This window comes from Methanolobus vulcani, assembly GCF_006546655.1.
Lineage (GTDB): Archaea > Halobacteriota > Methanosarcinia > Methanosarcinales > Methanosarcinaceae > Methanolobus > Methanolobus vulcani_A.
In genome coordinates, this window is the sequence record NZ_VIAQ01000020.1 from 17168 (window position 1) to 43863 (window position 26696).

The following is a 26696-nucleotide window of genomic DNA, read 5'->3' on the forward strand; positions in this document are numbered from 1 at the left end:
TCAGGAAAAAACAAATAAACTTCAGGGCGGTCCCCCTAAAGTTATACTAAAAAAGTAAATAGGGATTTTCTTTTAAAAGAAAATCACTTAATTCAGGTCAATCTTCCCGTTAAGCTCCTCATACTTTGCCACAGCATCTGGAGTGTTGAGCAATATCTTTCTTATCCTGTTATACACACTTGGGCTGTTCTCAGGGTCAAGCTTGTTCAGGAAACCGTGCATCATTTCCACAAGTGGAACGTGATATTCTTCTTCCATCCTGTCGATGTTGGCAAGTACATTGAGGATAGTCACGGTGTTATACTCATTGACAGTAGCCAGTTTCGGGATAATCTCACTTAGAAGTTCCCTTCCCTTTTCAGTTTGCAGGGATTTCTTCCTGTTGAATGCGAAACTTGCAAAGAGTGCTCTCTGGTCGTTTGCCTGCTCAATCCTGAAAGTTTCCGACTTTTCAACCTGCCTTACCAGGTCAGTTACATCATCTCCGCTGCTGCCTCCGATAACTCTAAGGTAAGCTTCCCAGCTGACAGGATTCTTTTCAGCTTCTTTCTGGTAATCCTGCATAAACTCAATCTTATCTGATGCAGAACTGTCAAGATAAAGGCTGAAAGCAGTCAATTTGTCAGTGGCATTTTGTGCAGTTTCAAACTGCTTTTTGATAATCTCATGAATAACCGGTGTATCAAGAGTTGAAAGAAGTGAAAGACATTTGTTCTTTAACTGGCGGCACTTGATAGCATGAACCTGCTCTTCAAGGTAATCAGAACCATCAGCAATCCTTGCATTGCAAGTCTCATATAGTGACATAAGACTCTCTTCATGTCTGCTTGCTATGGCTTTTAGAAGTTTTTGTTTTACTTCATACAACAACTGGTAGCTGTGTGAAAACTGATCCTCTTCCACAGATTCAAAGATAGTCAAAAACTGTGCACCTGCCCTTTCCATCAGATCAAGATCCATAATGAGTTCATGGAACAGACCTGTGAACTTTTCAGATGGCAGAGCATTGCTGTCCTTGATAAGTTTCATCTTTTCAGAATCAATTATCCTGTAGAATGCAAGATAACGGTTGATCAGGTCAGAATCTGTTTTAGCCTGTAGTATCAGCTCGTCAATAGTTGCATCATGGACAATTTTTCCAAAGAATGAATAGTTACGGTTCAGGGATAAGAATGCAGGCTTGTCCACATTATCAATTATAATTTCCTGCTTTTCGGCTGTCATCCGCTCCATGACTTCAGCAATGTCATTTCCTTTCTCATTAACAAGGGCTACACATATAGGCAATTCCCAGAAGGATTTTCCTTCAGGAACTTCCTGTTTAAAGGACAAAGTGCATTTTCTTTCATCTTCATTGTATGAAGAATCAACATGAAGCATTGGGAATTGGGTTTGTTTCAGCCATATATTTGCCATATCCTTGATATCCATTCCGGAAGCCTTTTCCATCTCATCAAGCCATTCCCAGCTTGTGGCATTTGAGTGTTTGAATTTTGAATGATAGGAATCCAGTGCTTTTACAAAAGTCTCCTTTCCCATCATGGTTTGAAGCATATTCACAAATTCAGGAGCTTTAACGTATGTCACTGAACTGATAAGGTCGTCCGGGTCATTGAACCCGTCCGGGATGATTGGCATTGAAGCTGCTCCCCTGTCAAGTGCAAAAGTTCCTGAACCTGGTGCAAGAAGGGTAAGCACTTCACCAAGACGACTGTATTCATTGCCAAAATGGTATTCATGATACATCCTTTCAATGTGAACGGTAACAGCTTCATTAAGCCATATTTCAAAAGGACTCCATCCTGTAACTTCTGAGCCGTTCAGGTTGTGGTAGAATTCATGCACCTTCACCCTCATGAGATACTCAAAAGCAGTGTCTGTCATCTGTGGGAATGGCATTATACGGTTAGTGCTTATTGTGGTATTTCCAACATTTTCCATTCCACCGAAATTGGAATTCTGCATTCCTATTTCCCTGTAGGCTGTACCGGTATACTTGTATCCAGGCTTAATCGATTCAACTGCCTTTTTCAGTTCTTCCCTTATATTTTCCAGTTTCTCGCTGGCATTTTCCCCTTCATTTTTAAGGATGTCTCTCTGTTTGACCAGATCCATGATCTCATTTCTTTTTTCGATCTGCTCGTATTGCTCCGGACCTGTGAAGAGATAGATCCACATAATTGAATCATAGAGAATATCAAGGGATTTTCCGGCTATCACAGCGTCAGAACCGGGTGGTACTAACAGTTCCAGATCAAAGGTATGGCCGTCCGGGTATTCAAACTCTTTTTTGAATGTATCATATGTGCCGACTCCAAGGAAGAAAAGATAGGTTGCCATTGGAGTTACAGAGTTGTCGTAGACTATCATATCCCTGCCGTTTCCTACAGAGTGCCTTTCTGTTATGATATCTCCATTGGTGATGAGATTTGTGTATCTCTCATCGGCAATGATAGTGGTAGTATAGGTGCACTTTGCGGTCATGTCATCAATACATGGCACGATTCTCTGGAATCCCCACTGCTGGCACTGGGTTATCTGTTGTGGCGGAGCTCCTGCAGGTGTTTCATCGTAGTAGAGACCTTCCAGTATATTATCTGTTGGCCTGCAGACCGTTTCAGTACTGATTACGATTTCAGTATTTTCAGGTACATTTTCCTTGAATTTGATTAACAGGATGTCGTCTTTTATCCTGTATTCATGGTCAATATCATATTCTTTGCAGCTTACTGACAATATCTCCAGTTTCTTGCAGTTAAGTTCCAGTTCATTAATGGGTTTGTCGAGGGTTTGCAATTTCAGGTCAGATGTAACTTTTGTATGATCATCAAAGACATCGAAAACAAGATCCATGTGAATGACTTTTACACTCAGTTCGCCAAAATCCTCAGGATAATATTTGTATATTCTTTTCATAAAATTCCCTCTTTTATGATAATCCATTGACGTTTCAACATTGTGAACTACCACTCAGCTAAATACAGAGTAGCTTCTTGCTTCATTCCTCTGACCAATGCCAGTAAGTCCACAAGCTCTTTCCGTAGTTCCTACGGTGTTTAAGTTATTTAATGCAATGTTTTTGATATTGATAGCAGCATTAACATCTCGGTAATGGAATGTCTTACATGAAGGGCATTCCCATTCTCTTATGTCAAGAGTAAGATCGTCTTTCTTATATCCACAAACATTACACAACTTTGATGATGCATCAAATCTACCAATTCTTAGAATGGTTTTTCCATACCATTCTGCTTTGTAAGTTAATTTCCTGATGAACTCAGACCATCCAACATCACTGATGGCTTGAGCAAGTTTATGATTTTTAATCATTCCAGAGACATTAAGGTCTTCCAAACAAATCGCTTGGCTTTCACTAATTATCTTTATGGAAACCTTATGCTGAAAATCATTTCTTTGATTAGCTACTAACTGATGTTGTTTTGCTACTTTAGCAACTGCTTTTTTTCTGTTTTTAGAACCAACCTTCTTCTTGCTAACTGCTCTTTGTAATTTTTTCAATTTATTTAGAGACTTTTTCAGGAATCTAGGATTATCAATAACTTCTCCAGATGAAAGGATAGCAAATGATTTTATTCCTACATCAATTCCAACTGTTGTACTTTCATCAAATTCAACTGGTGTTGGTTCAGGAACATGATCATCAATAAGTATGCTTACATGATATCTTCCAGCTGATGTCCTGGAAACAGTCAGAGTTTTAAGGATATCAAACTCCTTGTTAAGTTTCTGATCAATAATAAGTTCATCATTAACTTCCTTTATAACCAGTTTATTTTTGATGAATTCTTTGTCAACAAAATCACGATGAAGAACTATTTTTATCCAACCAATTTTTGGCAAGTATATCTTTGATGTGGTTAGATTTATTTGATAATTTTGAGGAACCTGAAACGAGAAATCATTGTCTCTCTTATTTTTTCTTGTAGGATAAGATCCATTTCCCTCAAAGAAATTCTTAAATCCAGTTAACAAATTCCTGTTAGCCTGTTGTAATGATTGTGAATTTAAATCTTTTAACCACGGATGAAATTCCTTGAGAGAAATTAAATTGTTGTTCAAATCAATTTCACTAACATTAATCTTGAACTTAGAATACATAGTATTCTTAATGAAAAGTGATCGATTGTAAATGAATCGAACACTACCAAAATGTTGTTCTAACAAAGTTCTTTGTTCTTTGTTAGGGTATATTCGATATTTAAAACCTTTTTTCATCAGAATCACTATTCAAAGTAATCAGTTTAACAGAATAATGTATGTTTACATATAATATATGCTTTTTTTTGTTGTGAGACGCTTACATCCCTGATGCTAAAGACATCGGGATTTTACGCTCCCATTATAAAGTAATCTTTAGTATTAGTTGATTTGCAAAAAGTCTGTCATCAGCACATATATTGTAATCAATCCTACTTTAAAACTTGGAATGGCAACCGCATACATTTTTTACTTGTACCAATTAATCCTAAAAAAATAAAATTTTATCTTTTGGTAGGTTAGAATAATGAACAGATAAGAAGTCCATAGTTTCTTTCAAGGCACTATCTATCCATGAGATGTTACCTGCAGGACTTGTGGAATTATTTGTCATTGATATGAGTAAGCATAAAGTGATATCTGTTTTTTAAATGATGTGGGGGTGGTTTAAGCATCAGTTTATTTTATCGTCGAGATAGCTGATTTGTGAGTAAATAAACAATCAAACCAATCATTAGTATACCAAAAGTTGATTCCGTCATAATTAAAGGTTGCATTAGAGAAACAGTAATATTTGGTTGGACATTGGAGAATCCAAGACCTGTAAAAGTTGTTAAACTAAGATAAAAATAATCCATCAACCGAACATTCCTGCCTTCAACCACAATTCCGTTTATAAAATAATAGATTATCGCAAAAGAACATACCCAGAAAATGGATATGTATGCAGGCCTCATTGTTGCCTCGCCATACCCAGTAAGCTGTTTTAGAACAAACCAGTTAAAACCCCATGAACGGATTCTTTCGGAGATACCGACTGCACTATTCCATTTATTTCTAACTGTCAAAAGCTTGCGTCTAACATCTTCACTACGATAATAAGCATGGCTTGCTCTAAAGTCCATATTTTGTCCTGAATAAAAGTGATATAATTTTTTATACACTTCGAATGACTTTTGATAGTATCTATATTTATCGTCACGCTCAGTTGCAGAATCTCCTTTTTGTTCATTGATTTCTTTTTCACTCAATTTTTCTTCATTAAACAGTTGGGCATATCTTAAAGTTTTAGTTTCATCAATGAATGACAGATAAAGATTAGCATTCAGCAGATTTGCACCCTGCAAAGAGGTATTGCTATTGAAGAGTGATTCCAACATATCAGCACCATTAAGATCAGCACCAATTAAGTTCGTATCCTTCAAGTTTGCCCTCCGCAAATATACTTTTTGCAGGCTTGCCATCTCTAAATTTGCTTTCTCCAGATTTGCCCCATTCAAGTTTGCTTTTTGTAGGTTTGCCCTTAATAGTTCTGCTTTCTGCAGGTTTGCTTCAAATAAATCTGCATCCTGTAGGTTTGCTTCAAATAAATCTGCATCCTGTAGGTTTGCTTCTGATAAATTTGCATTCTGTAGGTTTGCTGCTAATAATTCTGCATTCCGTAGTTTTGCTCCTGATAAATTTGCATTCTGTAGGTTTGCTTCTGATAAATTTGCATTCTGTAGGTTTGCCCCTGATAAATTTGCATCCTGTAGGTTTGCTTCTGATAAATTTGCATTCTGCAGATTTGTCACTAATAATTCTGCGTTATACAAGTTTGCATTCATTAAATGTGCACTCTGCAGGTTTGCATCTATTAAATTCGCTCCCTGCAAAAAAACGAAATGAATTGCCATATTCTTCAATTCATTCAATTGTTCAAGAGTCGGTTTTTTACCTTTAATGTCCTGATGCCAATAACAAAAATCATCACCATCCTCTGCATCCAAAGGACACTTCCAATAATTTATCTCAAACTGGCATTTACTCACAGGACTCACCAAAAATATCAATTGCATAGCAATATTCTTTTCAATATATACAGATTGCTAATTGTCAATCGAAAAAAATAAGCATTTCTATTTCTTTATATTTGTAGATGGTGTAAAACTGGGTAAAAAAGATGTATATAAAAACTAAATGTCCTGCCTGTGGAGAAGAGCTCGCATTATCTGTATTACATGAACTGGCTAATCTGTGTATAATGGGATATCCACAAATGAGCTGTGCAGGATGCTCAAGAAAAGGTTCAGAGTCCTAGAACAATACTGTTGTGATAATTGTCCAGCAATTAAAAATTGAAATGGATATGTACTGTCCTGACAGGCAGCATTTGGATTTTGTTTAGATTTTTTAAATCTTATTGTGCGACAAAAACGCAAGTAAAACAGGACTCATCAAGTCCATAAAACAGAAGACAGTTACCATAGACCTTACCTATCTTTTTTGTAAATTCCTTATCCCCGGTGAGGAACTCTAATGGAACTATTTTTGGCAGGTTTGTCATCAGGTCTTCAAGGATCATCTTGTCGTGAGCGTCTTTAAAATATACCTCTGCAGTTATTTTCTGCACATCTGAACGATGGTCATGATTTAAGGAAATCAGCTGAATATCATGTGGATAGATCATCTCTAATTTTTGATACAATAACTGAGAATGCTTATAGGATATTTTTGATAAAAATGAAGGTAGCTGATCACCGTCATTTTCAGCTACAAATTTAGCGATATCCTTATAGATTAAATCCAAAAAATCAGATATAGAAGGATTATCCTGCTTTAATTGTCTGAAAGATTTGATCAGATAAGCATCGCGCTCAATTTTACTCTTCGTATTATCAAGAAGAGGTGGTAAGATTGGCATGATTTTTTCCGAAATTGTATGATTTAGTCTGTTCCTGAAGGTAGTAACTGATTCTTTTAAGGCCGTGGAACTCAAAACAAATCCATATTCATGCCTGTCTTTAATATGCTTAATAGATGTAGCATGAAGTCTATGAGTAGGAAGTACAACAGCAATAATTATATTTGAATCAATAGAGAACTTCATATTCAAACCGTTAAAACTTCGAAAACCGCATCATTATCTTTCAGGGATTTACCTTCCTTATAATTGTACAGGCTTAAGAAAGATAAGAAATCCTGAAACTCTTCAAGTGATACTTTTTGTCTGCGATATGCTTCGATATAAAGTAAAGAATAAACTAAAGTATTCAACTTACTAGAATCTTTCGACTTATTTATAGGCAGATCAAGAGTCTCTTTTATTATTTCCTGAATAGAGATGAAAACCTGATCAAGAGTTAATAATTGATCAATATCTTCGTCACTATCCCACATCATAGAGTTGATTTCATCTCTTATTGAATCAATAGTCCTATCAAGCCTACGCAAAGAGATGCTCAAAATATTGTGCATCTGTTTTGGTTCGATGTTCAGTTTATGACAATCTAATTCGCTAAAAACATCTTTGATCTCGTTTAGCTCGTTAATCTTTACTTCTAATTGTCGGATAAAATCCTCATCATTCTTTTCTATGACAAGATCTGAAAAAACATCTAATATCTTCTCACGGGTTTCAAAATCGATGTTTGTAATTTTTTCAATCTCTTTTTGAAATACGTATGATTTATGCATAGACCGCAGATAACCAATAGCACCAACTACAGGCCTTACTACAAATGTGAGTCCATCAAACATGTCTTTTGAACAGCTATTCAAAATTATGTTAATGGAATTAAGATCATCAACACGGTAATTTTCCATAACAATTAGTTCATTAGATTATATTCATTTATACATTTCGCATAATATGAATCAAATATTACTTCTTAATTTGTTCATCATATCGAAGATTTACTCTTCTTTTTTCTCCTCTTCAATATCAATCGATGTAAAATAACTTTGCCATCATCCACAGTATATTGTCACCAATCCTACTTTAAAACTTGGAATGGCAACCGTTTGCCTTATTCAGCAAAATTTACCAAAACACCTAAGTAAAGTCCCCACGTCCTTGAGCTAAATGAGTAAGAACTTATTTTTATAAACTGAGTTGATGTTTTTGCCAATAAAAGACGGAGATACAATTAAAATTTCATATGTAGGTACACTTGATGACGGTACTGTTATCGATAGTACTGAAAACCATGAGGGTCCTCTTGAATTTACAGTAGGTTCAGGTCAGGTCATTTCAGGTTTTGATGAGGCTGTTAAGGGAATGGAAGTTGGGGAAGAGAAGACAATCAGGATTGAAGCTGCAGATGCATATGGTGAGCCAAATCCAGCTATGATAGAAACTGTTCCTAAATCCATGCTTCAATGTGACGCCGAGATCACAGCAGGCATGATGATAGCGGTAGGTACTGCTGATGGTCAGCAGATGCCAGCAAAAATAACCGAAGTTACCGATGAGACACTCACAGTTGATATGAATCATCCTCTTGCAGGAGAGGCTCTTACCTTCAATATCAAAGTAGTTGAATAAATTCAATAGATCTTTAAATTGAACTCATCTCTGGGTTCAATTACTTTTGATTTAATTATTGATTCATTTTGTAATTTTAGAAGCAGACCTTTCCCTGAGTTCTTTTAGTTTAATATCATCAGGCTTTTCTTTCAGTGCTTCATCAAACATCTCTACAGCACCCACAAAATCACCAAGACGGTGCAGAGCTATGCCCTTGTGCTTCCACACAACACTTTTTCCATATCCCTGGCTTATGAGTTTATTAAAAATAGTCAATGCCATCTGGTTCTGACCAAGATGGAGGCATGTCATACCTTTATTCATCAGTGCTGTTGCATTTGAAGGCTGAAGTTGCAGGGCAGCCGAGAAACACTCAAAAGCCAGCTCATGGTTTTTTTCCTTTCCAGCTTTGATACCTTCCTGAATCCATTCTTCAGCACTTTTCCTGTCACGCTGCCTGAGTTTTCTTCTTGCTCTGTTAAGTGCTGCATTATGGTCGAATGGTCTGTCCTTCGGATCTCTCTGCACAGGTACGTAAGTTTCCTCCTTTACAGGCCTTTCAACCTTTCTTACTACTTTCTTCTTCGGGATGTATGCCGGTTTACCGAGCATCTTCCTGAGAATCATTATTGCAGCATCCTTGTCCAGTGGATTGTTGTTATTTCCACATTTTGGAGACTGGATGCAGGATGGACATCCATCGTAACATGGACAGCTTTCTATGGATTTCAGTGTGACCTCAAGCATCTCTAAGATTCTTCCATAACCACTTTCAGCATATCCTACACCACCGGGATGTCCGTCATACACAAAAATACCGCTGTTACCTGAGATATCAGGGTGTGATGGTGTTGAAACTCCACCAACATCATTCCTGTCAGCTAACAAATGCAACGGGTACATTGCAATAATAGCATGCTCGATTGCATGAATTCCTCCGGCAAGGTCACGCTCATATTCACTTACAAGTTCGGTAAAAGAATATGGCAGTTCAAGCCATATGGCTTCAGTTTCAAGACTGAACTGCGGCATATCCAGTGAATGCTGACCAAGTTCTGTATCTGACCTTTGCTGGATCTTTCTGTAGCCTGTTACCTGTTGGGTAACATCAACATCTCCAAAACCGACTTTTACTTCAGAACATGTAGGCAGGTCTTTTGTTTCAACAACTTCTCTCACAACAATATCCGAATCGACCATGGCTCTTGTGTAATATCCATCACTGGCCTGCTCCACATGAATCTCTTTTTTATCGTGGTCAAGTTTTGTGACACAATAGGGTTTACCTTTATTGATGTAGACAGCACCTTCAAAAGCTTCCCTGTAAGCTCTTAATCTTTCGATATCTTTTTCAAGGGGTCGTCTGGTAGCTTTATCAATTATGGTATAACTGTCATTTTCAATATTCCTTATTGATATTTTCATGTGAGGCGCAGGGTCACGTGACCGCTTCTCGAATTCTCCTTCCAGAAGTCCTTCCTCTTCAAGAACCTGAACGATGGTATCAAATTCAGGTCCGAAATAGTCTTTATCTTCCGGTTTAAGAGGAAGTTCTCTTGCTGCACATAGAAGGTGACCTGCCTGAATGTAGCGGTTTGAGACATTTATGACAGCTTCTTCGCAATCCCGTCTGAAAAAGTCTTCCGGATTTCTCATGTAGTACTGGTCAAGAGCATTGGAATCTGCCACCAGGGTCACTATACTTTCCCTGCTTCCACGTCCTGCTCTTCCGGCCTGTTGCCTTGCACTCATAATAGTTCCGGGAAACCCATCCATTATACAGGCATCCAGCCCACCGATATCAATTCCAAGTTCAAGCGCGTTGGTGGATATTACTCCATCTATTTCCCCGCAAGCGAGTGCTTTTTCGATATCTTCACGTTCATTTCCGTGATAACCACCTCGATAGGGGCTGATAGTTTTGTCGATTCCTCTCTCAGCAAGTGTATTTTTTGCCTGTACATACATCCTTTCAACTTTCTGTCTGGACCTTGCAAAGACAATTGTCTGAAGGTCACTCTGTACAAATGTTGTAAAAAGGTCGACCGTTTCTCCAAAACTTGCTTTTCTCTGGGTGAAGTTCCTTGAACGTGAGTACAGAGGCGGGTTCCAGAACACGAATTTCTGTGCACCCTGACCAGAACTATCATTGTCAATAAGTGTCATTTCCCTGCCTGTAAGGGCGGAGCTGTGTTCAACTGGATTCCCAATTGTAGCGGTACAGCAGATGTAAAGAGGCTTTGCACCATAATTATCACAGATTCTGTTAAGTCTTCTTAGGAGGTTTGCCATGTGGCTTCCCATGACGCCGCTGTATGAATGGCTCTCATCAATGATGATATATTTAAGATTAGAGAGAAATTGCCTCCATTGCTGTTTCCATTGCAGGAAACTCAGATGGAGCATTTCCGGGTTTGTGAATATTATTTTTGTATTTCCATGTTTTACAGCATCTTTTTCAGCTTTGCTCATTGAACCTACAAAACGATCAATTTTGATATTCAAAGTCATTATCTGGCTCAGTTCCCTGAACGTGTCAAGCTGATCATTGACAAGGGCGTTCAACGGTGATATATATAATGCAGTTGCATGTGGTTCCTGGAGCAGAGTTTCAAAAATAGGGAGCATGTAGCATAATGATTTACCACTTGCAGTACTGGTGGAAAGGACGATATTTTCCCGATTCCTTGTCCTCTCAACTGCTTCAGCCTGATGTGCGTATAATTGCTGAATTCCTTTCTGGTTCAAAGCATATCTTATAAGCGGATTCATTTCCAGTTCTTTGTAAGTTGCTTCTCTGGCGGGCACATCCTCTATGTGTGTAATCTGTCCCTCATACCTTCTTGATGCTTTTATTTTTTCTATCAGCCGGGAAATGTCCATTTTTAGCTTGCTCCGGTTTTGTAAAGGAACTCATCCTTAATATGTTACACCTGAACGTTCATTTGTACTTGAATTAATGAGTAAGTTTCACTGGAACTTATTAATTTTTCATCACTCATAATCTTCTTATATGAAGATACAATTTCAAGTATCATCGTGGATTGATAATATCATTTTTCTTAAAAATGTGGAAAGCGATAAATTTCTGTAAGCAGAGAATTATACTATATATAGCGATGATTGAAATGGTTCCAAAAAAATGTTTTTTGACTAAAGGTGCTGGTGTTCATAAGGACAAATTAGCATCTTTTGAATTGGCACTGCGCGACGCACTTATTCAGAAATATAATCTTGTTACCGTTTCCAGCATACTTCCTCCAAATTGTAAATTAGTATCTCGTGAAGAAGGGATTAAAAATCTTCCTGCGGGAGAGATCGTACATTGTGTTCTTGCACGTAATGAAACAAACGAACCCTACAGGCTTGTAGCAGCAGCAGTTGGCACCGCAGTTCCCGTAAATGAGAATAATTATGGTTACATCTCAGAGCACCATTCTTTCGGTGAGGACGAGGAAACAGCCGGAGAATATGCTGAAGATATTGCAGCAACAATGCTTGCCACAACTCTTGGAATTGAATTCGATTCAAACTGTGCATGGCATGAAAGGGAACAGGTCTACAAAGCAAGCGGTCATATTATAGATACTACCCATTATTGCCAGACCGCATACGGTGATAAGGATGGTAAGTGGACAACTGTCATCGCTGCCATGGTATTTATTGAGTAAAGGATTCAACCTTTTACTTTTTGATTATCATTTAGATTATCTGTTTTTGATCGCAGTTTAATGGATTTCTTAGAAATATGCTCTGTGCCTGCATCGTATGGGTCTTTACCTATACATTTTATTATTAATACTAATTTAAATTAGCAGATGTATTATACACGTAATGCTCATGTAAATACTTCTATCTCTTTCTCTCCTAAAAAAGCTATCAAGAAACACGATAATCGATAAACTTAAGTAATGTATAGTTAATCCGTAGACGTCTATAAACTATATAGATTAGTAGTAATCGGAGACTTAACATGAAGAAATTTTTAAGCATACTTATGGTTATCCTGATGGTCGGACTTGTAGCCGTATCAGGTTGTGCAGACACAACAGAAGAAGCAGCAACAGAATCAGAGGACGTTGCAGAGGATGTCACTGAAGATGTAGAAGATGCAACAGAGAACGTTACTGAAGAAGTAGCAGATGTAGCAGAGAATGTCACAGAAGATGCAGAAATGATGGCAGAGAATGTCACAGAAGATGCAGAAATGATGGCAGAGAACGTTACTGAAGAAGTCGAAGAAGCTACAAACGACACAGCAACTGAATAATTTCATTTTTTACAGATCATTCCTGGCATGTAGGTGAATAACCTGAAATGCCGGGACACATGATTTGTTCCATACCGCTAATTATTTTGAATGTCTTAACTCCAATTTTTATTTTCTTTCGGCAAGTTTTTCTATTCCTTTATCATCCAGTCTGTATAGAAGCCATTCTTTTTGGTGCTCTCCACCCATGTGTTCATAGAACTTCCTGGCAGGGTTCCAGTCAAGTACGCTCCATTCCAGTCTTCCGCAATTCCTTTCTCTTGCAATTTTACCGCAATAGGTCATCAGTGCTTTACCTACGCCTTTTCCTCGGTGTTCGGGATAGACAAATATATCCTCAATGTAGAGTCCAGGTCTTCCTACAAAAGTGGAGTAATTATGGAAGAACACAATAAATCCAACAGCTTTTCCATCGATTTCAGCGATAATCGCTTCTGCGTATTTGTTCTTCCCAAACATTCCTTCTTTGAGGCTATCTTCAGTTGCAAGCACATGGTCACTCAGTCCCTCAAATTCAGCCAGCGCTTTTACAAGTTCCATTATAAGAGGTATGTCATCTATTGTTGTAGATCTTACACTTACGGAAGTTGCGTTTTCAGGTTGCATACTTAGATTTCCTCTCTGATTGTGTTTGTTGCCATAGAATTTCATGATTCAAGAAGCGTTAACTTCTCATTCTATCAGGTTACTAGTATTTTTACTAAACCGGTGAAACGACAATCTATTGTAAAAAGTCATTAAATTGGTGGGATAGAGAAAATATGCATGTTGCAAAAATGGTGATAATCAGCCTGGTCATTTTTGTGCTGGTAACAATACTGGTGACTCAGGCATTGCAGGATAGGATATATTTCTCACTATTTGCAGGAATACCATCTGGTGTAGTTGCTTTTGTACTGAGTTTTGTATATATGTACAGGCAAAAGAGTGAATAATCAATAAGATGTAGGGAACATTATGCCATTACTGACCATACTCTCGTGCAAGATCCTTCAGGATGAGATCGTGCACATACTTGAAAATGATAGTTCCGTAGATGAGATTCTCGTAGTTGGTAACGGTCAGGAGGATGATTTTGTATCCAAACTCAGAAAAGCAGGTCTTAAGTTTCATTTACTTTCACCCGTAAAGCTTCGTTCAGATACTGAGAGCTACAGGAACGACACTGAAAAGTACACAGTAATGATCTATATGGTTGAACTTGCACTGCACGAGTTCCCAAAAACACTCAAAACTGAGATCTACAAATTGTTAGATGAACTTAGTACATGCTCAAATGGCATCCTGATGTTTTACGGTTTATGCGGTAACGTATTTGACAAAATAGAACCTGATTTTGCACATCTTGAAGAAACATGTCCTATCAGGATACTGAGGGATGATACACGTACCGTTGATGATTGTGTCGGTGCAACCCTTGGAGGTTGTCAGGAGTATCTGGCCACGCTAAAAAAGTTCAGTGAGCATGGAACGTTCCTTTTCACACCAATGTACGCTCATGCCTGGCGTGAGATCATGAGAGTTGATCCTGAGAAACCCGAAAAGACTATTAAGATGCTTAAGAAGGTCAATGAAATTACAGGATACAAACGGGTTGCAAAGGTCAAGACCGGGCTTACATACACCGAGAATTTTGACGAAAAAGTGGATGAATTCGCAGAGATTTTTGATTTTGAGGTCCTTGAGATAGAAGGCGGTCAGAGTCTTTTTGAGAAGTGTTATTCAGATATTAAAGAAGAGCTTCTTGTAAAATCCCTGTAATAGAAACATTTATGGCTCATGGTATCTCACCTTTTCATAGGTGATGGGATGTTATCACAAGTAAACATACCAGGTGATGGAATGTTATCACAAGAGAACTTATCAGGTGATGGGATATTATCACAAGAGGAATTATCTGGTGAGGGATATGAAAAAGCGACTTTTGCAGCAGGTTGTTTCTGGGGTGTTGAGGCAATATTCAGAAGAGTAAAGGGTGTTGACTTTACACAGGTAGGTTATACGGGCGGAGACAAGGAAAATCCGACCTATAAAGAAGTCTGCATGGGTAATACCGGACATGCAGAAGCTGTGGAGCTTCTTTTCAATCCGCAGATAGTCCCATACGAGAAGTTGCTGGAGCTTTTCTGGGAAATGCATGATCCTACTACTATTGATCGTCAGGGTCCTGATATAGGGAGTCAGTATCGTTCTGCTATATTTTATCATAATGAAGAGCAAAAGGATAAAGCTCTGGCTTCCAAAGAAGAACTCGAATTATCGCATCGTTTCAAAAAACCTATAGTAACACAGATAGCGCCCGCGGGTCCTTTTTACAGGGCAGAGGAATATCATCAGCAATACTTTGAAAAGACAGGTACACAGGGTGGCTGCTTTATCAAATAATATTTTTATTCAACTTCAGGTTTATATATTAAATCAAGACCCAAAAGTCTATAACTTTAAAAGATGATTTAAATGTGGTGAGGATATGCAGGAATTCACATTAGAAGAAGTAGCCAAGTACAATGGCACTGACAATGAGAAGGTTTATGTTGTTTATGCAGGCCAGGTATACGATGTAACAGAGAGTGATTTCTGGGATGATGGAGAACACATGGGTTTACATGAAGCAGGAACAGATCTAACCGAATCTCTTGATCTGGAAGCTCCGCATGAAGCTGATGCCCTGGAAAGTTACCCGGTTGTAGGAAAAATCAAACAATAATATTAAGATTAGTTCTTTTTCTTTTGAGAACTGCCTTATAGTGGCAGTTCAAATATGAATGATGAACCTGCTTCAGGTTCGCTTTCAACTCTAATGGAACCTTTCTGCATTTCAAGGTATTTTTTCACAATTGCAAGTCCCAGCCCTGATCCCTGATAATTCCTGCTCAGCGCAGAATCAACCTGCCTGAAAGGTTCAAACAGGTCTTTTTGATCCTGCTCGGATATGCCGATGCCAGTATCCTTAATCTCAACTTCTATCATGTTAAGGACTCTTTTTGCTGATATCTTGATACTTCCACCTTCCCTTGTGAATTTAATTGCATTGCCTATAAGGTTGTAAAGTATCTGTTTGAATTTGAGTTTGTCAGTATTTATTGTGGCAACATCCTCTGCAATATTAAATTCAAGTGTAAGTTCTTTTTGTTCAACAAGTGAAGATACATTCTTCCTGATCTCATCCATGATCTTAACAACATCTGTTTCTTCTATTGAAAGATCCATCCTTCCAGCTTCGATCTTGGAAATATCCAGAATATCATTGATTACATCAAGCAGATGTTTTCCACTATTGGATATGTTGTTGAGGTATCTCGTTTGTTTCTGGTCAAGTTCATGTTGCCTGATATGTAGCAACATATCTGAAAAACCGATGATTGAATTAAGAGGTGTACGAAGTTCATGGCTCATATTTGTCAGGAACTCGCTTTTAGCCATATCAGATGCTTCCGCAGCCATTTTTGCTTTAATGAGCGCTTCTTCAACTTTCTTCCTTTGGGAAATATCATAGAAACTCTCAACAAGGTATTCCTTTCCTTGTAGTTTGACAGAAACCACGGATTTTATAACGGGTATTTCATTTCCGTTTTTATCCAGAAGTACGCTTTCTGATTTGTCTACTTTTTGCTTCAGATCGATTATCGGGCACTGGTCTTCAAGTTTAGTACAAACGAATTTGTGGCAGACATTACCTATGATCTTTTCTTTAGGTAGTCCTATCATTTTTGCAGCAACAGGATTTACATCTGCGATAGTCTTGTTCGTATTGTCAATAAGGAGTATGCCACTATTGATATTGTTAATGATTATTGTAAGCCTTTCAAGAATCTCATGTTCTATCTCGTCAAGCTTTTTTCTTTCGGTAACATCACGGATAATAGCAACTGCATTCCAGGATCCATCCGATAGCTGTATGGAAGACAGGGAAAGTTCAATCGGAAACTCAGTTTCATCCTTGCGTTTACCTTCCAGCTCAATTGTATTGCCGATAACATCTCCATGTCCGGTTTTTGTAAAAATCTCAAAACCTGCTTTATATCCGTCGATGTATTTATCGGGTGCAATAAAAGAATGCATGTCCTTGTCAATAATCTCTTCCTCAGAATATCCGAACATTTTTGTAGCAGCTTCATTCCAGAATATTGTCTTTCCTTCATTGTTGAGCATTATAATTGCATCATTGGCAGATGTGGCAATTTTTGAGAATTTCTCCTCACTGAGTTTTAGTTTCTCTTCCGCATCTTCTCTTCTGGATATTTCTTCACGAAGTTCCTTCTCTTGAAGAAGTATTTCCGTAATATCATTATGGGCATATATCCTGCCATAGATTTCGTTGTTGACAATGAGTGGTAGTGAATAAGTTTGTATTGTCCTTCCATCTTTGAGTTTCAACCTAAATTTGTTAATACCTGTTGAAGCATGGTTTTCATGAACTTCATTTTCCATAACCGCAGGATTTTCAGCTAATTTTAGAACTTCATTAAGTAATATCTCTCCGTCAGCTCCTGGTCCAGTTTCAGATGCTAGAGCAAAAATATTTCTGTATTCAGGATTCATAAAAAGAACCTTTGCATTTTTATCAAATGCAACAAGTCCGTAGCTAATTGACTCGATGGTCGACTGTAACATTATGGTTTTTTCCTGTAATGAATCAAGCATTGAATTGATATTATCTGCGAGTTCTGAAAGTTCATCATTTCCTTTCATCTCTATTTTGGAATTGATATCTCCTTTAAAATCTATTTCATTGATACCATTTTGCAGGGATGTAATCCTTGAAAGCAGGTTCTTCTTAAGAAGGAATGACAATAAAATGGCAAACAAAAGTGAGATCAGAAGTGTAAGGTAAGATGTAACTGATATAGCAGTGAGACCTTCATTATAGATTAGTCTGGGCATTTCAGTTCTTGCAATTACAACAGGTTCACCGTAGACATCTTCAAGCAAAAAGTAACCTGCGACTTTATTTTTATCATTATCAATGCTGGTGACATATTTTTCACCCAGTAATTTATCCTCAATATCTACAAAGTCATAAGGCATGTCCTGATTGCTGAGTGCATACATTTCAATTGGAAGTAATATCTGTTCTTCCATGGGTTCTATAAAGGATTCATCAAGGAAACGTCCTATTATAAGGGTTCCATGAATAGGACCAGAATAATCACCTTTTATAATAGGTCTTGATGCTATTATTGTTGGAGAGTTTCCAATCATCATAATTCCTGATACTGTAGAATCAATAGATGGATGGTTTATCAGGACACTATCTTTGGGAAAAGCAGTTATTATTTCTTCACTTAGGGGTACTTGAATCTCATTCTCAAGATCACAGGCTTTTCCATAAACCAGGTTTCCATCGGTGTCGAAGTAAAGAATAAAATTAATATCAAGTGTCAGGAAAGTCTCAATATCATCCAGATTTGAGATTATGTAGTCTGAATTGTTATTTATCATATATTCATAGGTTTCATCCCATGCAGCCCAATCGCAAGCTGTTGAATCCATGTGTGATATTTCATTTTCAAATGCTCTCTGCACTCTGAGTGTGTTATCATTTAGAACATTATTTTCCATTCCTTCTGTGTGAGTTAAAAATACATATTGATTTACAGAAGCTGTAAGCAAGAATAGAAACACAAAAACAATTCCAAGTGTAATGGCAGTTTTTCTATAAATTTTCATGTTGTCACCAGTGGTTTGAAACGATGGTTTCTATTTTCCTATTCGAAAATGATTATCTGAACTACAATGAGCGTTTAAGAGGGCACACAAAAATCATGTCTATATCGAATTGCGTAGAAATTGCACACTTGCATTCTCTCATAGCGATAATACCTTATATTATATTAATATAACTAATTTTTATATAATAACATCTCCAATGACATTTCGGCTTGTCACTAATTTCACAAATCTCTTTATTTTATCAGATACGAGCTCTTCTTATTTTGGATATTTTCTGAGTGGAGCTACCTTTATAATGGATGCTTGTTTATAGGAGACAGCATACAGGTGATGTTTTGGTAAGAGTACTTGCAACAGGAACATTCGATCTGCTTCATCCGGGACATATTCATTATCTGAGCGAAGCAAAAAAGCTCGGTGATGAACTTTACGTTATCATTGCCAGAGAGTCCATGATAAGACATAAACCAAAACCAATAATAACGGATGAGCAAAGACTGGAAATGGTCAGTTCACTTAAAATTGTTGATAAAGCTCTCCTTGGCAGTGAATCTGATATTTTTGACCCAATAATGCAAATTAAACCAAATATCATTGCACTTGGATACGACCAGCTTTTTGATGCACGTCAGCTTGAGAAGCAACTACATTCCAGAGGCTTTGATTGTAAGGTTGTCAGGATAGAGAGTTCACTTAATTGTTCTTTATGTGGAAGTGGAAAAATCGTAAAAAAAGTGCTTGAAAGATATCAGAAATAATCTTTCAGCCCTCAAATAAGTTATAATATTTTAAAAAGAGAACAAGATCAGACAAGTGCTGTCTTGATCCTTTCCAGTCCTTCCTGTATTCTCTCAATTGATGTAGCATAAGAAATTCTGATGAAGTTCTTACCGCTTTCTCCGAAAGCTGATCCTGGAGTGACTGCTACGTGTGCATCCTGCAGGAGTTTTTCAGCAACGGTATTTCCATCTCCATATTCGTTGACATCCGCAAACGCATAGAATGCACCGCCAGGTTTCTGGCATTTAATTCCGATTTCATTCAGGCCATCCACAAGAATATCTCTTCTCATCCTGAACCTTTCAACCATTTCAGTTACGGGTTCCTGTGGTCCTTCGAGTGCTGCAATACCCCCGTACTGTACAAAAGTGGTTGCACTGCTGACTGAATGTGACTGTATCTTCATCATTGGTTTAATGATATCCGGTCTTGCATGAATATAACCAAGTCTCCAGCCTGTCATTGCGTAGGCTTTTGAGAAACCGTTAACAGTGATGGTCCTGTCCTGCATTCCTTCAAATGAACCAATGCTGATATGTTCCTGGTCATAGATTATCTTCTCATATATCTCATCTGAGAGTACAAGGATATCATTGTCAATAGCAACATCAGCTATATTTTTGAGGGTCTGTTTATCGTAAACAGCACCTGTTGGATTTCCGGGACTGTTGACTACAATGAGCTTTGTTTTTTCATTGATGTACTCTTCAATATCAATGGGCTTAAAACCATTTTCGGGGTCAGTTGGCACCCATTTTGTATTTGCACCTGCAAACTTTATTGCAGGGTCGTATGAAACCCATGCAGGATCAAAGAGTACGGCCTCATCATTATCGTCAAGAACTGACAGCATAATTTCAAAGATAGCTTGCTTTGCACCAGGTGTAACAATAATTTCTGAAGCTTTTGCGTCCAGTTTATTCTCTGTGCAAAGCTTATTAGCAATAGCATTTTTCAGTTCGGAGATTCCTGCCCCTGGTGCATAGTGTGTCTCCCCCCTGTACATCGCATCTGCTGCTGCATCACAAATATGTTTCGGAGTAGCAAAATCAGGTTCACCTAATGTGAAACTGATAACATCGATACCATCCTCTTTCATCTTGTTGGCAGCATTTGCAGCTTTCATCGTTGCTGACTCTTCCACCCTCTTTAATCTTGATGATGCCATGCAATTAACACAACCATTTTTAGTTTTGCACTTTGAAATTCTATGTATATAGTTTTTGAAGTTTGATATTTAGAGGCGCTGTACCAGCTTGACAGCAGCTTCCACACCACGCTTTGCGTAGTCTACGCGCTGGTGTGCTTCCATTCTGGTCATTCCAGGTCCTGCAATTCCCAGTGTAACAGGTTTGTTGTAATCCAGTGAGAGGTCGGTAATTTTTCTTGCTGCATTCTGGACGACGATTTCATCGTGCTGTGTTGCACCTTCAATCACAATTCCCATGGTAACAACTGCATCAATGTCCTCACGCTCACAGAGCTTCTTGATAGCCAGTGGCATATCATATACTCCTGGAACCAAGATCTTTTCCACAACCTCTGCTCCGAGGAACTTAGCATGCTCTTCACCAAGCATTTCCATCTGGAATGTAAGGTCCCTGTTAAATTCAGCTATTACAAATCCCAATTTTATGGTCATATTAATCACTTAAAGTTTAGATTTAAATTCAATATTAATCTTCTGTTGATTTCTGTCCGGTATTACATCCTTGCAGGGCCAACGTCCTCAAAGCCCTGTCTCTGACCGGTGCCAGCTTCCTTAATCATTTTCTCAGGTCTGCACAGCATTTTAACAACATTGAGTGCATGCTCCCTTGATCTCTGGTCCATGAGGAAAACGAGTTCGTTTTCGTCCTTTGCTTCGTCCTCATGGACAAAGACCTCTATGATATGGGTGTTTGTCATAAGCTGTGCCTGGATTATTCCGGTGGATGCTTCGTGGGCACAGATCTTATCCTGTTCTTTGCTGCCTGGCATTCCAAGAGCCATGACTATTTCGCATCCTTCTTCTTCTATGAGTTTCTTGGCTGCAACCGGAAGATCCTTTACACCTGGAACAGTCCTGCGGATTATCTTTGCAGACATGTTCTGCTGTATTTCATCTACGGCTGCTTTTCCCATATTGAAGCGTGCAAATGTTGTGTCAACGACTCCTATTGTTGCCATGCTTTACCTTTTTTTATCTAATCTCAGGATGTTTAAAGGAGTGTGTCCAGCACTTCGCTGGCAGCATCTACTCCGGCTCCGAGTTCGGATACGACTCCTCTCTTCTTAAGGACAACTTCAAGCTCCTGTATTGTCAGCATGATATCCTTTGGCTGAACGTTACCCATGCTTCCGATCCTGAAGATCTTTCCGCTAAGGTGTGACTGTCCGCCTGCAATGATGATTCCCCTTGCGATCATGTCCTTCTTGATATCATTGCCTGAAACTCCCTCTGGAGCCTTCATGGCTGTAACTGTGTTGGAATAGTGGCTGTATTCATCGTTAAGCTGTGGGAACATTTCAATTCCCATTGCATCTGCTGCTGCACGGATTGCCTTTGCACCGGTTGCATGGCGTTTTATCCTTGCTGCCATACCTTCTTCCTTTACGATGTGGAGTGCTTCCTGAAGACCAAAGAATAAAGGAACTCCCGGAGTGTATGGTGTCTGTGACTTGTCAGCGCTCTTTTTGTGTGCCTTGAGGTCAAGGTAGTATGGAAGTGCATCCTTTTCATTCATTGCCTCAAATGCTTTTTCGCTTACTGAGATCATGGAAAGCCCAGGTGGTGCAGCAATACATTTCTGGGAACCTACCACAGCAATGTCAACGCCCCACTCATCTACTTTAACGGTGTCTCCGCCAAGGGTTGTGACACCATCCATGATAAAGAGTGCATCGTATTTCTTTGCAAGTTTTCCAATTTCTTCTGCAGGATTCTGAATACCTGCAGATGTTTCATTATGGATAAGAGTGATTGCCTTTGCGCCTTCTTCAAGTTTCTTTTCAACTTCTTCAAGGTTAAAGGAGTGTCCCCATTCGTTTTCAAGAGCATTCACTTTTCCGTATCTTGCAGCAATATCCTTGAACCTTTCACCGAATTTCCCATTTTCAAGGGCAACTACAACATCATCTTTGCCTACTGTACATCCCACAGCAGCTTCCATTGCAGCGGTGCCTGATCCGCTTAAAATCATAATATCATTTTTTGTCTGGAAAATGTCAGCAAGGATTTCGCGACAATCATCGAACATTGCTGAGAACTCTGCTCCCCTGTGATTGATCATAGGCTTTGACATTGCCCTGAGAACGCGAGGTGCGACCGGAACCGGTCCTGGCATCATAAGAAGTGTATCTTCAAGATCCATATTAATCTCCTGATAATGGTTAATGTAATTGAAATCTGAATTTTGTGTTTGCCTTCTGGTATGTTGTCCATGTGGCAACTTTTGCCTGATATGCAACCCTATTATATAAACCTATTATGACTCCTATTTTTATTGAGGAGTCTCAATGGATGTGCTGTATTTCAGTCAATTCCATGTGGCAAATAACATCATAGAATCTTTGAATTTATAAGAAACATTCGCTTTGCGGGAAATAGAAAACAGGAATAAATTATTTCTTGAATTTTGAAAAAGGAATCTTCAAGACAAATATTGAAAATGGTTTATGTAAGTCCAAAGAAAAAAGAGAATGGCAGAGAATCACTCTCTCCATTCATATATGTAGTTTGTATTGTAGAATACACCATTGCCATATTGGTAAAGTATCCTGAATGAACCACCAAATGCATTTTCTCCCGGTACATTTGCTTTGAATGTAGCTTCTTTGACACTACCGGTTGCATCGTCTCTTCCCATGTCAATGTATGTTCCATATATTTCATTCGTTAGGTAATAATGGCTTGAAGTTGCCCCACCCACACCGACATCTCCCATGTCTATGCTAATGGAACTTCTATCACCAAGATAGAGATCTCCGGGTGCTATCATATCAGCTTCTTTTCTCACATTGATGGCTATTTCTTCTCCGGCAGAATAGAACTGTTTAGGTTCATCAGAGATTGTTCTTACCTGCATAGTTTCACCATTGTCTCCGATATCACTGGTCCAGACATTACCTCTTTCATAGTCCACATCGTATGTGTAATAGTCATGACTGCTTTCTATCTCATCATAGTCTTCAACTTCAACGAGGTACCATCCAGGTGTCACATCTGATGAGCTATCATCGTTTTCTATGTTTCCGAAATCTGCTTTATGGCTGTCGACAGTTGCACCGTCCAGCAGGTCAAATGGTTCTGAAACGGTTGCTCCGTCTATGATTTCAAAGTCAACAGATTCTTCAACGCCTGCACCGCTTATTATTACTCTGTAGTTTCCAAGTGGCCAGCCATCATCTGGTTGTTCCAGAATGAAAGTTCCACGTCCAAAGTCTTCTCCTGTTTCAGATTCGAATGTGTAGATAGAGTAATCTGTATCAAGGTATATCCATTCAATACTTATTGTGTCGTAATTGTAATTGTCGTAGATGAACCATGCATATAATTCATCAGAATCTTTTGAATATTTGAGTACTTTATCAACTGGTATGAAGTTTACAGTTGATGATGTCATCATCACTTCAAGGAGTCTTGGTTCACCACTGGCTGTCATATCACCATATTTTTCGGTAACCGCATCTACAATCTGTTGTTCTTCCTCGGTTGCTCCGAAGCTTCCGGGTTTGTAGGAGTCACTTATATCTGTACATCCTGAAAGCGCCACAATGCCCACCAAAAGCATTGCTACTAATGCTACTATTTTTAATTTCATTTTTCCATCCAGCCTATGTGTCTATTTATTTTGTTACAGTTAGCTTCACCCAATATTTACTTTCTTTATATTTAAACTTACTATGATTAGTTAGAAGGTACTATCCAATCCCTATATCTATTAGTACCGGTGTGATATGGGCAAAAAAATTCTTTTGCGATATCACTAATATCTGGTATATCTCATCTTAACCATCTGTTCTTCTCTGTTTGCATTGCCATATATGTATAATGCAATCAGGAGTAACCAGATATCAGTGAACAGGCCTAAAATGGCCATAAGCACTGCAAATATCTTTCCGATTAGAACTGCTTTTTCAGTTGCTTTTACATAATCCATACGTGTGGACAGAAAAGCACGAAGTATACGTCCTCCGTCCATAGGAAATGCCGGAATCAGGTTGAAAATTCCCAAGAAGATATTAACATATCCGAGGATGAAAAAGACCAGAAACAAAGAATTTCCATCTATAATGGATACAGGATTTAATTTAAAACTTAAAAAAAGAAGCAATACACCCATAATTATGCTTGAAACCGGTCCGGCAGCTACGATTGTTATTACCTTTAATGGCTCATGTACTTCTTTTTTCATAGCTGCGACTCCTCCAAGCAGATGAAGTCTTATCTCCTTAATACTTCCTCCGAATCTCAGGGTAAAATATGAGTGTGCAAGCTCATGTACCAGTACAGATGCAAAGAGCAAGATTGCAGTCAGTAGTGAAAGGGTATATTTTATTATTTCAGATTGAATACCTGCGAATCCAAAGGGCTCCGTCTGTGAAGAAAAGATCCATGCAAATAAAGGCAATACAATAAGGAACGAAATATCGATCTTGATGGGTATACCAATAATTTTCCCTATCCTGTAAGCTTTATTCATTTATTTCTCCTGCAATCTGTCCTTAAGCAAAATCATTCACTCAGCAATTTCAGGATGTCGTGTTTGGTAACAACACCTGCAACATGTCCTTTTTCCAGTACAAGAACAGCAGGATGTTTTTCAAGCATGTAGGATGCGGTCTTGATATCTGTGCCCGGTGAGAGTGTTGGGAATGAATCTCCCATTATGTCCCCGATCTTCATATGTGAAACTTCGGAAGCTTTTTTGTTAGACATGGATCTGACGATCATGTTTTCTGATATACTGCCAACTGAAATTCCGTTCTGTATCACCGGTATCTGTGATATGTTGTATTTCTCCATGATACTGGCAGCTTTATCTATGCTATCATCAGGATCGACAGAAATAAGGTCTCTGTTCATAATGTCTTTTAGGAAAATATCCTCTTTTTCGATATCATTAAAAACATCAATTATTTTCCTGAGCGTTGATAATCTTGGATCGACATCACCCGCTTCTATTCTTGCAATAAGTGGCTGGCTCACACCTGCACGTTTTGCAAGATCACTCTGTGTCAGGCCGAGATCGATCCTTTTCTGCTTCAGTTCCTCTGGAGATGGTAATTGCATAGTTATTACTCATGGTAATTATCCTATTTAAAATCAATTATAAGAGTAATCAATTTCAGCAAAAAGCATGGGGGACAGTAATAATTTGAAAACTATGGAACACCATGTGCTAAAAAAATGAAAGAATTACAAACATTATTCATATTGTCTGTTCATAACCATCAATTGAAAAGCGTGAAAAGACCAACCACATATCCGATGTAGACTCCAAGAATCACTCCTCCTTCCCACTTTTCCAGTTTCCTCCCTGTAATTCCGAAGATAATCAGAATAAGCATCAATACGATCATGATGGGAAAATCATATTCAAGTGATTGTGTAAGTATTGTAAGAGGTCTTATCTGTGAGGACGCTCCAAGAATAAGTGCAATATCCATTGTATTGGCACCAAGTATGTTTCCTATGGATATGTCCTGATGTCCTTTCAAGGTGGCTGAAACTGCAGTAATCAGTTCCGGCAGGGATGTTCCAAGTGCAACCAGTGTGAGGGCTATTATCATTTCAGGAATACCAAGCCACTCTGCAATGGTTATTCCTGCATCAACAAGGATGCGGCTGCCAATTACTACAAGTAATGCTCCTGTTATGAAAAGAAGGATATCTTTTTTCAATTGGCTGATCGGGACTTTTTCCCTGAGTTCATCCTTACCATCAAAAACCGCACGTTGAAGACGGAAGTTATAATACATGAATCCCAGGAACACAAGTAATAGCAGTATTCCATCAAACGAGCTTACCACTCCATCGTATGAAACGGCTAACAGAAGCAAGGCAGAACCAAGCATGAACCCAGCCTTGCGTGTAAAACCATGAAGCTCTACAGGTATTGCTTTGATTACAATTACAGTGCCTAGTACAAGTCCGATGTTGCATATTGCAGAACCGACTGCATTTCCAACTGTCATTTCAACATGGTCAAGATAGGCTGCCATGGCAGAAACAGTAAATTCCGGTGCAGTGGTGGCAAAGCTGACAATGGTAGCTCCTATTATTATTTTAGGAATCCCGCTTTTTTCGGAGATGCTCACAGCAGCTTCCACGAACCAGTCTGCTCCTTTTGTGATCATCACAAGGCTTACAAGCAATAATGCAACCGTTACAAGCATGAGGGTCATTATATAATTCCATGTGATTTAAACATGAGTGAAAAAGAAAAAAGAATAGAAAGGGTCGATAGTGGATATCACCATTGA

General features: G+C 38.5%; 24 protein-coding genes. 8 read left to right on the forward strand and 16 right to left on the reverse strand.

What is annotated here, in order from left to right:
* Positions 1-87 precede the first annotated feature (87 nt).
* The 5 genes from FKV42_RS12955 to FKV42_RS12975 all read right to left on the reverse strand — a co-directional run bounded on the left by FKV42_RS12955 (position 88) and on the right by FKV42_RS12975 (position 7803).
* Positions 88-2916 carry a M1 family metallopeptidase gene (locus FKV42_RS12955; RefSeq protein WP_154810719.1) on the reverse strand — a complete coding sequence of 943 codons (2829 nt, stop codon included), beginning with the start codon at positions 2914-2916 and terminating at the stop codon, positions 88-90.
* Positions 2917-2970: 54 nt separating this feature from the next.
* A complete protein-coding gene (locus tag FKV42_RS12960) occupies positions 2971-4236 on the reverse strand; it encodes an RNA-guided endonuclease TnpB family protein (protein ID WP_154810720.1) in 1266 nt (421 codons plus the stop codon).
* Between the two features lie 446 nt (positions 4237-4682).
* Positions 4683-5987 (reverse strand): pentapeptide repeat-containing protein, encoded by a 1305-nt coding sequence (locus FKV42_RS12965; protein ID WP_196214141.1) that lies wholly within the window; start codon positions 5985-5987, stop codon positions 4683-4685.
* A 410-nt stretch (positions 5988-6397) separates the two neighbouring features.
* On the reverse strand, positions 6398-6901 hold the full coding sequence (locus FKV42_RS12970) for a hypothetical protein (protein ID WP_154810722.1): 504 nt from the start codon (positions 6899-6901) through the stop codon (positions 6398-6400).
* A 188-nt stretch (positions 6902-7089) separates the two neighbouring features.
* Positions 7090-7803: a hypothetical protein gene (locus FKV42_RS12975; RefSeq protein ID WP_154810723.1), complete on the reverse strand. Its 714-nt coding sequence runs from the start codon at positions 7801-7803 to the stop codon at positions 7090-7092.
* Positions 7804-8101: 298 nt separating this feature from the next.
* On the opposite strand from FKV42_RS12975, the gene FKV42_RS12980 reads away from it, so the two are divergent.
* On the forward strand, positions 8102-8524 hold the full coding sequence (locus FKV42_RS12980) for an FKBP-type peptidyl-prolyl cis-trans isomerase (protein ID WP_394348071.1): 423 nt from the start codon (positions 8102-8104) through the stop codon (positions 8522-8524).
* Between the two features lie 63 nt (positions 8525-8587).
* Here the strand turns inward: FKV42_RS12980 and FKV42_RS12985 are convergent, their stop codons facing one another.
* The gene (locus FKV42_RS12985; protein WP_154810725.1) at positions 8588-11389 is read right to left on the reverse strand and encodes a DEAD/DEAH box helicase; all 2802 of its coding nucleotides are present in this window, start codon (positions 11387-11389) and stop codon (positions 8588-8590) included.
* Positions 11390-11634: 245 nt separating this feature from the next.
* Between FKV42_RS12985 and FKV42_RS12990 the strand changes: the two genes are divergently transcribed.
* Together FKV42_RS12990 and FKV42_RS12995 are read left to right on the forward strand one after the other, a co-directional pair.
* Entirely contained in the window at positions 11635-12177 is a 543-nt protein-coding gene (locus tag FKV42_RS12990; RefSeq protein ID WP_154810726.1) for a pyruvoyl-dependent arginine decarboxylase, read from the forward strand.
* Positions 12178-12479: 302 nt separating this feature from the next.
* Entirely contained in the window at positions 12480-12776 is a 297-nt protein-coding gene (locus FKV42_RS12995) for a hypothetical protein (RefSeq protein WP_154810727.1), read from the forward strand.
* A 108-nt stretch (positions 12777-12884) separates the two neighbouring features.
* Here the strand turns inward: FKV42_RS12995 and FKV42_RS13000 are convergent, their stop codons facing one another.
* Positions 12885-13382, reverse strand: a complete 498-nt coding sequence (locus FKV42_RS13000) for a GNAT family N-acetyltransferase (RefSeq protein WP_154810728.1) — start codon at positions 13380-13382, stop codon at positions 12885-12887.
* Between the two features lie 155 nt (positions 13383-13537).
* Here FKV42_RS13000 and FKV42_RS13005 point away from each other — a divergent pair, with 155 nt between their 5' ends.
* The 4 genes from FKV42_RS13005 (at position 13538) to FKV42_RS13020 (ending at position 15483) form a co-directional block, all read left to right on the forward strand.
* A complete protein-coding gene (locus FKV42_RS13005) occupies positions 13538-13711 on the forward strand; it encodes a hypothetical protein (RefSeq protein WP_154810729.1) in 174 nt (57 codons plus the stop codon).
* A gap of 22 nt (positions 13712-13733) precedes the next feature.
* The gene (locus FKV42_RS13010) at positions 13734-14537 is read left to right on the forward strand and encodes a DUF1638 domain-containing protein (protein WP_154810730.1); all 804 of its coding nucleotides are present in this window, start codon (positions 13734-13736) and stop codon (positions 14535-14537) included.
* A gap of 48 nt (positions 14538-14585) precedes the next feature.
* The gene (msrA, locus tag FKV42_RS13015) at positions 14586-15161 is read left to right on the forward strand and encodes a peptide-methionine (S)-S-oxide reductase MsrA (RefSeq protein ID WP_394348072.1); all 576 of its coding nucleotides are present in this window, start codon (positions 14586-14588) and stop codon (positions 15159-15161) included.
* Positions 15162-15246: 85 nt separating this feature from the next.
* Positions 15247-15483: a cytochrome b5 domain-containing protein gene (locus FKV42_RS13020; RefSeq protein ID WP_154810731.1), complete on the forward strand. Its 237-nt coding sequence runs from the start codon at positions 15247-15249 to the stop codon at positions 15481-15483.
* A gap of 35 nt (positions 15484-15518) precedes the next feature.
* Here FKV42_RS13020 and FKV42_RS13025 read toward each other — a convergent pair whose 3' ends face one another.
* Positions 15519-18446 carry a PAS domain S-box protein gene (locus FKV42_RS13025; protein ID WP_154810732.1) on the reverse strand — a complete coding sequence of 976 codons (2928 nt, stop codon included), beginning with the start codon at positions 18444-18446 and terminating at the stop codon, positions 15519-15521.
* Between the two features lie 302 nt (positions 18447-18748).
* On the opposite strand from FKV42_RS13025, the gene FKV42_RS13030 reads away from it, so the two are divergent.
* A complete protein-coding gene (locus FKV42_RS13030; RefSeq protein ID WP_154810733.1) occupies positions 18749-19207 on the forward strand; it encodes an FAD synthase family protein in 459 nt (152 codons plus the stop codon).
* A 47-nt stretch (positions 19208-19254) separates the two neighbouring features.
* Here the strand turns inward: FKV42_RS13030 and FKV42_RS13035 are convergent, their stop codons facing one another.
* The 8 genes from FKV42_RS13035 to FKV42_RS13070 form a co-directional block, all read right to left on the reverse strand.
* Complete coding sequence (locus FKV42_RS13035; RefSeq protein ID WP_154810734.1) at positions 19255-20397, reverse strand: pyridoxal phosphate-dependent aminotransferase; 1143 nt, start codon at positions 20395-20397, stop codon at positions 19255-19257.
* 69 nt (positions 20398-20466) lie between these two features.
* The gene (ribH, locus tag FKV42_RS13040; RefSeq protein ID WP_154810735.1) at positions 20467-20871 is read right to left on the reverse strand and encodes a 6,7-dimethyl-8-ribityllumazine synthase; all 405 of its coding nucleotides are present in this window, start codon (positions 20869-20871) and stop codon (positions 20467-20469) included.
* 62 nt (positions 20872-20933) lie between these two features.
* Positions 20934-21398, reverse strand: a complete 465-nt coding sequence (gene ribC / locus FKV42_RS13045) for a riboflavin synthase (protein WP_154810736.1) — start codon at positions 21396-21398, stop codon at positions 20934-20936.
* A 32-nt stretch (positions 21399-21430) separates the two neighbouring features.
* Positions 21431-22582: a pyridoxal-phosphate-dependent aminotransferase family protein gene (locus FKV42_RS13050; RefSeq protein WP_154810737.1), complete on the reverse strand. Its 1152-nt coding sequence runs from the start codon at positions 22580-22582 to the stop codon at positions 21431-21433.
* Between the two features lie 339 nt (positions 22583-22921).
* On the reverse strand, positions 22922-24031 hold the full coding sequence (locus FKV42_RS13055) for a hypothetical protein (protein ID WP_154810738.1): 1110 nt from the start codon (positions 24029-24031) through the stop codon (positions 22922-22924).
* A gap of 165 nt (positions 24032-24196) precedes the next feature.
* Complete coding sequence (locus FKV42_RS13060) at positions 24197-24913, reverse strand: site-2 protease family protein (RefSeq protein ID WP_154810739.1); 717 nt, start codon at positions 24911-24913, stop codon at positions 24197-24199.
* Between the two features lie 32 nt (positions 24914-24945).
* Positions 24946-25503, reverse strand: a complete 558-nt coding sequence (locus FKV42_RS13065; RefSeq protein ID WP_154810740.1) for a CBS domain-containing protein — start codon at positions 25501-25503, stop codon at positions 24946-24948.
* A 161-nt stretch (positions 25504-25664) separates the two neighbouring features.
* Positions 25665-26609, reverse strand: a complete 945-nt coding sequence (locus tag FKV42_RS13070; RefSeq protein WP_154810910.1) for a calcium/sodium antiporter — start codon at positions 26607-26609, stop codon at positions 25665-25667.
* Positions 26610-26696 lie beyond the last annotated feature (87 nt).

Coding starts and splice junctions, on each gene's coding strand:
- ribH (WP_154810735.1), bottom strand. CDS start 20,871: ATGACCATAAAATTGGGATTTGTAATAGCTGAATTTAACAGGGACCTT.
- FKV42_RS12975 (WP_154810723.1), bottom strand. CDS start 7,803: ATGGAAAATTACCGTGTTGATGATCTTAATTCCATTAACATAATTTTG.
- ribC (WP_154810736.1), bottom strand. CDS start 21,398: ATGGCAACAATAGGAGTCGTTGACACAACATTTGCACGCTTCAATATG.
- FKV42_RS13025 (WP_154810732.1), bottom strand. CDS start 18,446: ATGAAAATTTATAGAAAAACTGCCATTACACTTGGAATTGTTTTTGTG.
- FKV42_RS13030 (WP_154810733.1), top strand. CDS start 18,749: ATGCTTGTTTATAGGAGACAGCATACAGGTGATGTTTTGGTAAGAGTA.
- FKV42_RS12990 (WP_154810726.1), top strand. CDS start 11,635: ATGGTTCCAAAAAAATGTTTTTTGACTAAAGGTGCTGGTGTTCATAAG.
- FKV42_RS13035 (WP_154810734.1), bottom strand. CDS start 20,397: ATGGCATCATCAAGATTAAAGAGGGTGGAAGAGTCAGCAACGATGAAA.
- FKV42_RS13065 (WP_154810740.1), bottom strand. CDS start 25,503: ATGCAATTACCATCTCCAGAGGAACTGAAGCAGAAAAGGATCGATCTC.
- FKV42_RS13055 (WP_154810738.1), bottom strand. CDS start 24,031: ATGAAATTAAAAATAGTAGCATTAGTAGCAATGCTTTTGGTGGGCATT.
- FKV42_RS13000 (WP_154810728.1), bottom strand. CDS start 13,382: ATGCAACCTGAAAACGCAACTTCCGTAAGTGTAAGATCTACAACAATA.
- FKV42_RS12995 (WP_154810727.1), top strand. CDS start 12,480: ATGAAGAAATTTTTAAGCATACTTATGGTTATCCTGATGGTCGGACTT.
- FKV42_RS12985 (WP_154810725.1), bottom strand. CDS start 11,389: ATGGACATTTCCCGGCTGATAGAAAAAATAAAAGCATCAAGAAGGTAT.
- FKV42_RS13060 (WP_154810739.1), bottom strand. CDS start 24,913: ATGAATAAAGCTTACAGGATAGGGAAAATTATTGGTATACCCATCAAG.
- msrA (WP_394348072.1), top strand. CDS start 14,586: ATGTTATCACAAGTAAACATACCAGGTGATGGAATGTTATCACAAGAG.
- FKV42_RS13005 (WP_154810729.1), top strand. CDS start 13,538: ATGCATGTTGCAAAAATGGTGATAATCAGCCTGGTCATTTTTGTGCTG.
- FKV42_RS13070 (WP_154810910.1), bottom strand. CDS start 26,609: ATGCTTGTAACGGTTGCATTATTGCTTGTAAGCCTTGTGATGATCACA.
- FKV42_RS12970 (WP_154810722.1), bottom strand. CDS start 6,901: ATGCCAATCTTACCACCTCTTCTTGATAATACGAAGAGTAAAATTGAG.
- FKV42_RS13050 (WP_154810737.1), bottom strand. CDS start 22,582: ATGGATCTTGAAGATACACTTCTTATGATGCCAGGACCGGTTCCGGTC.
- FKV42_RS13020 (WP_154810731.1), top strand. CDS start 15,247: ATGCAGGAATTCACATTAGAAGAAGTAGCCAAGTACAATGGCACTGAC.
- FKV42_RS12955 (WP_154810719.1), bottom strand. CDS start 2,916: ATGAAAAGAATATACAAATATTATCCTGAGGATTTTGGCGAACTGAGT.
- FKV42_RS13010 (WP_154810730.1), top strand. CDS start 13,734: ATGCCATTACTGACCATACTCTCGTGCAAGATCCTTCAGGATGAGATC.
- FKV42_RS12960 (WP_154810720.1), bottom strand. CDS start 4,236: ATGAAAAAAGGTTTTAAATATCGAATATACCCTAACAAAGAACAAAGA.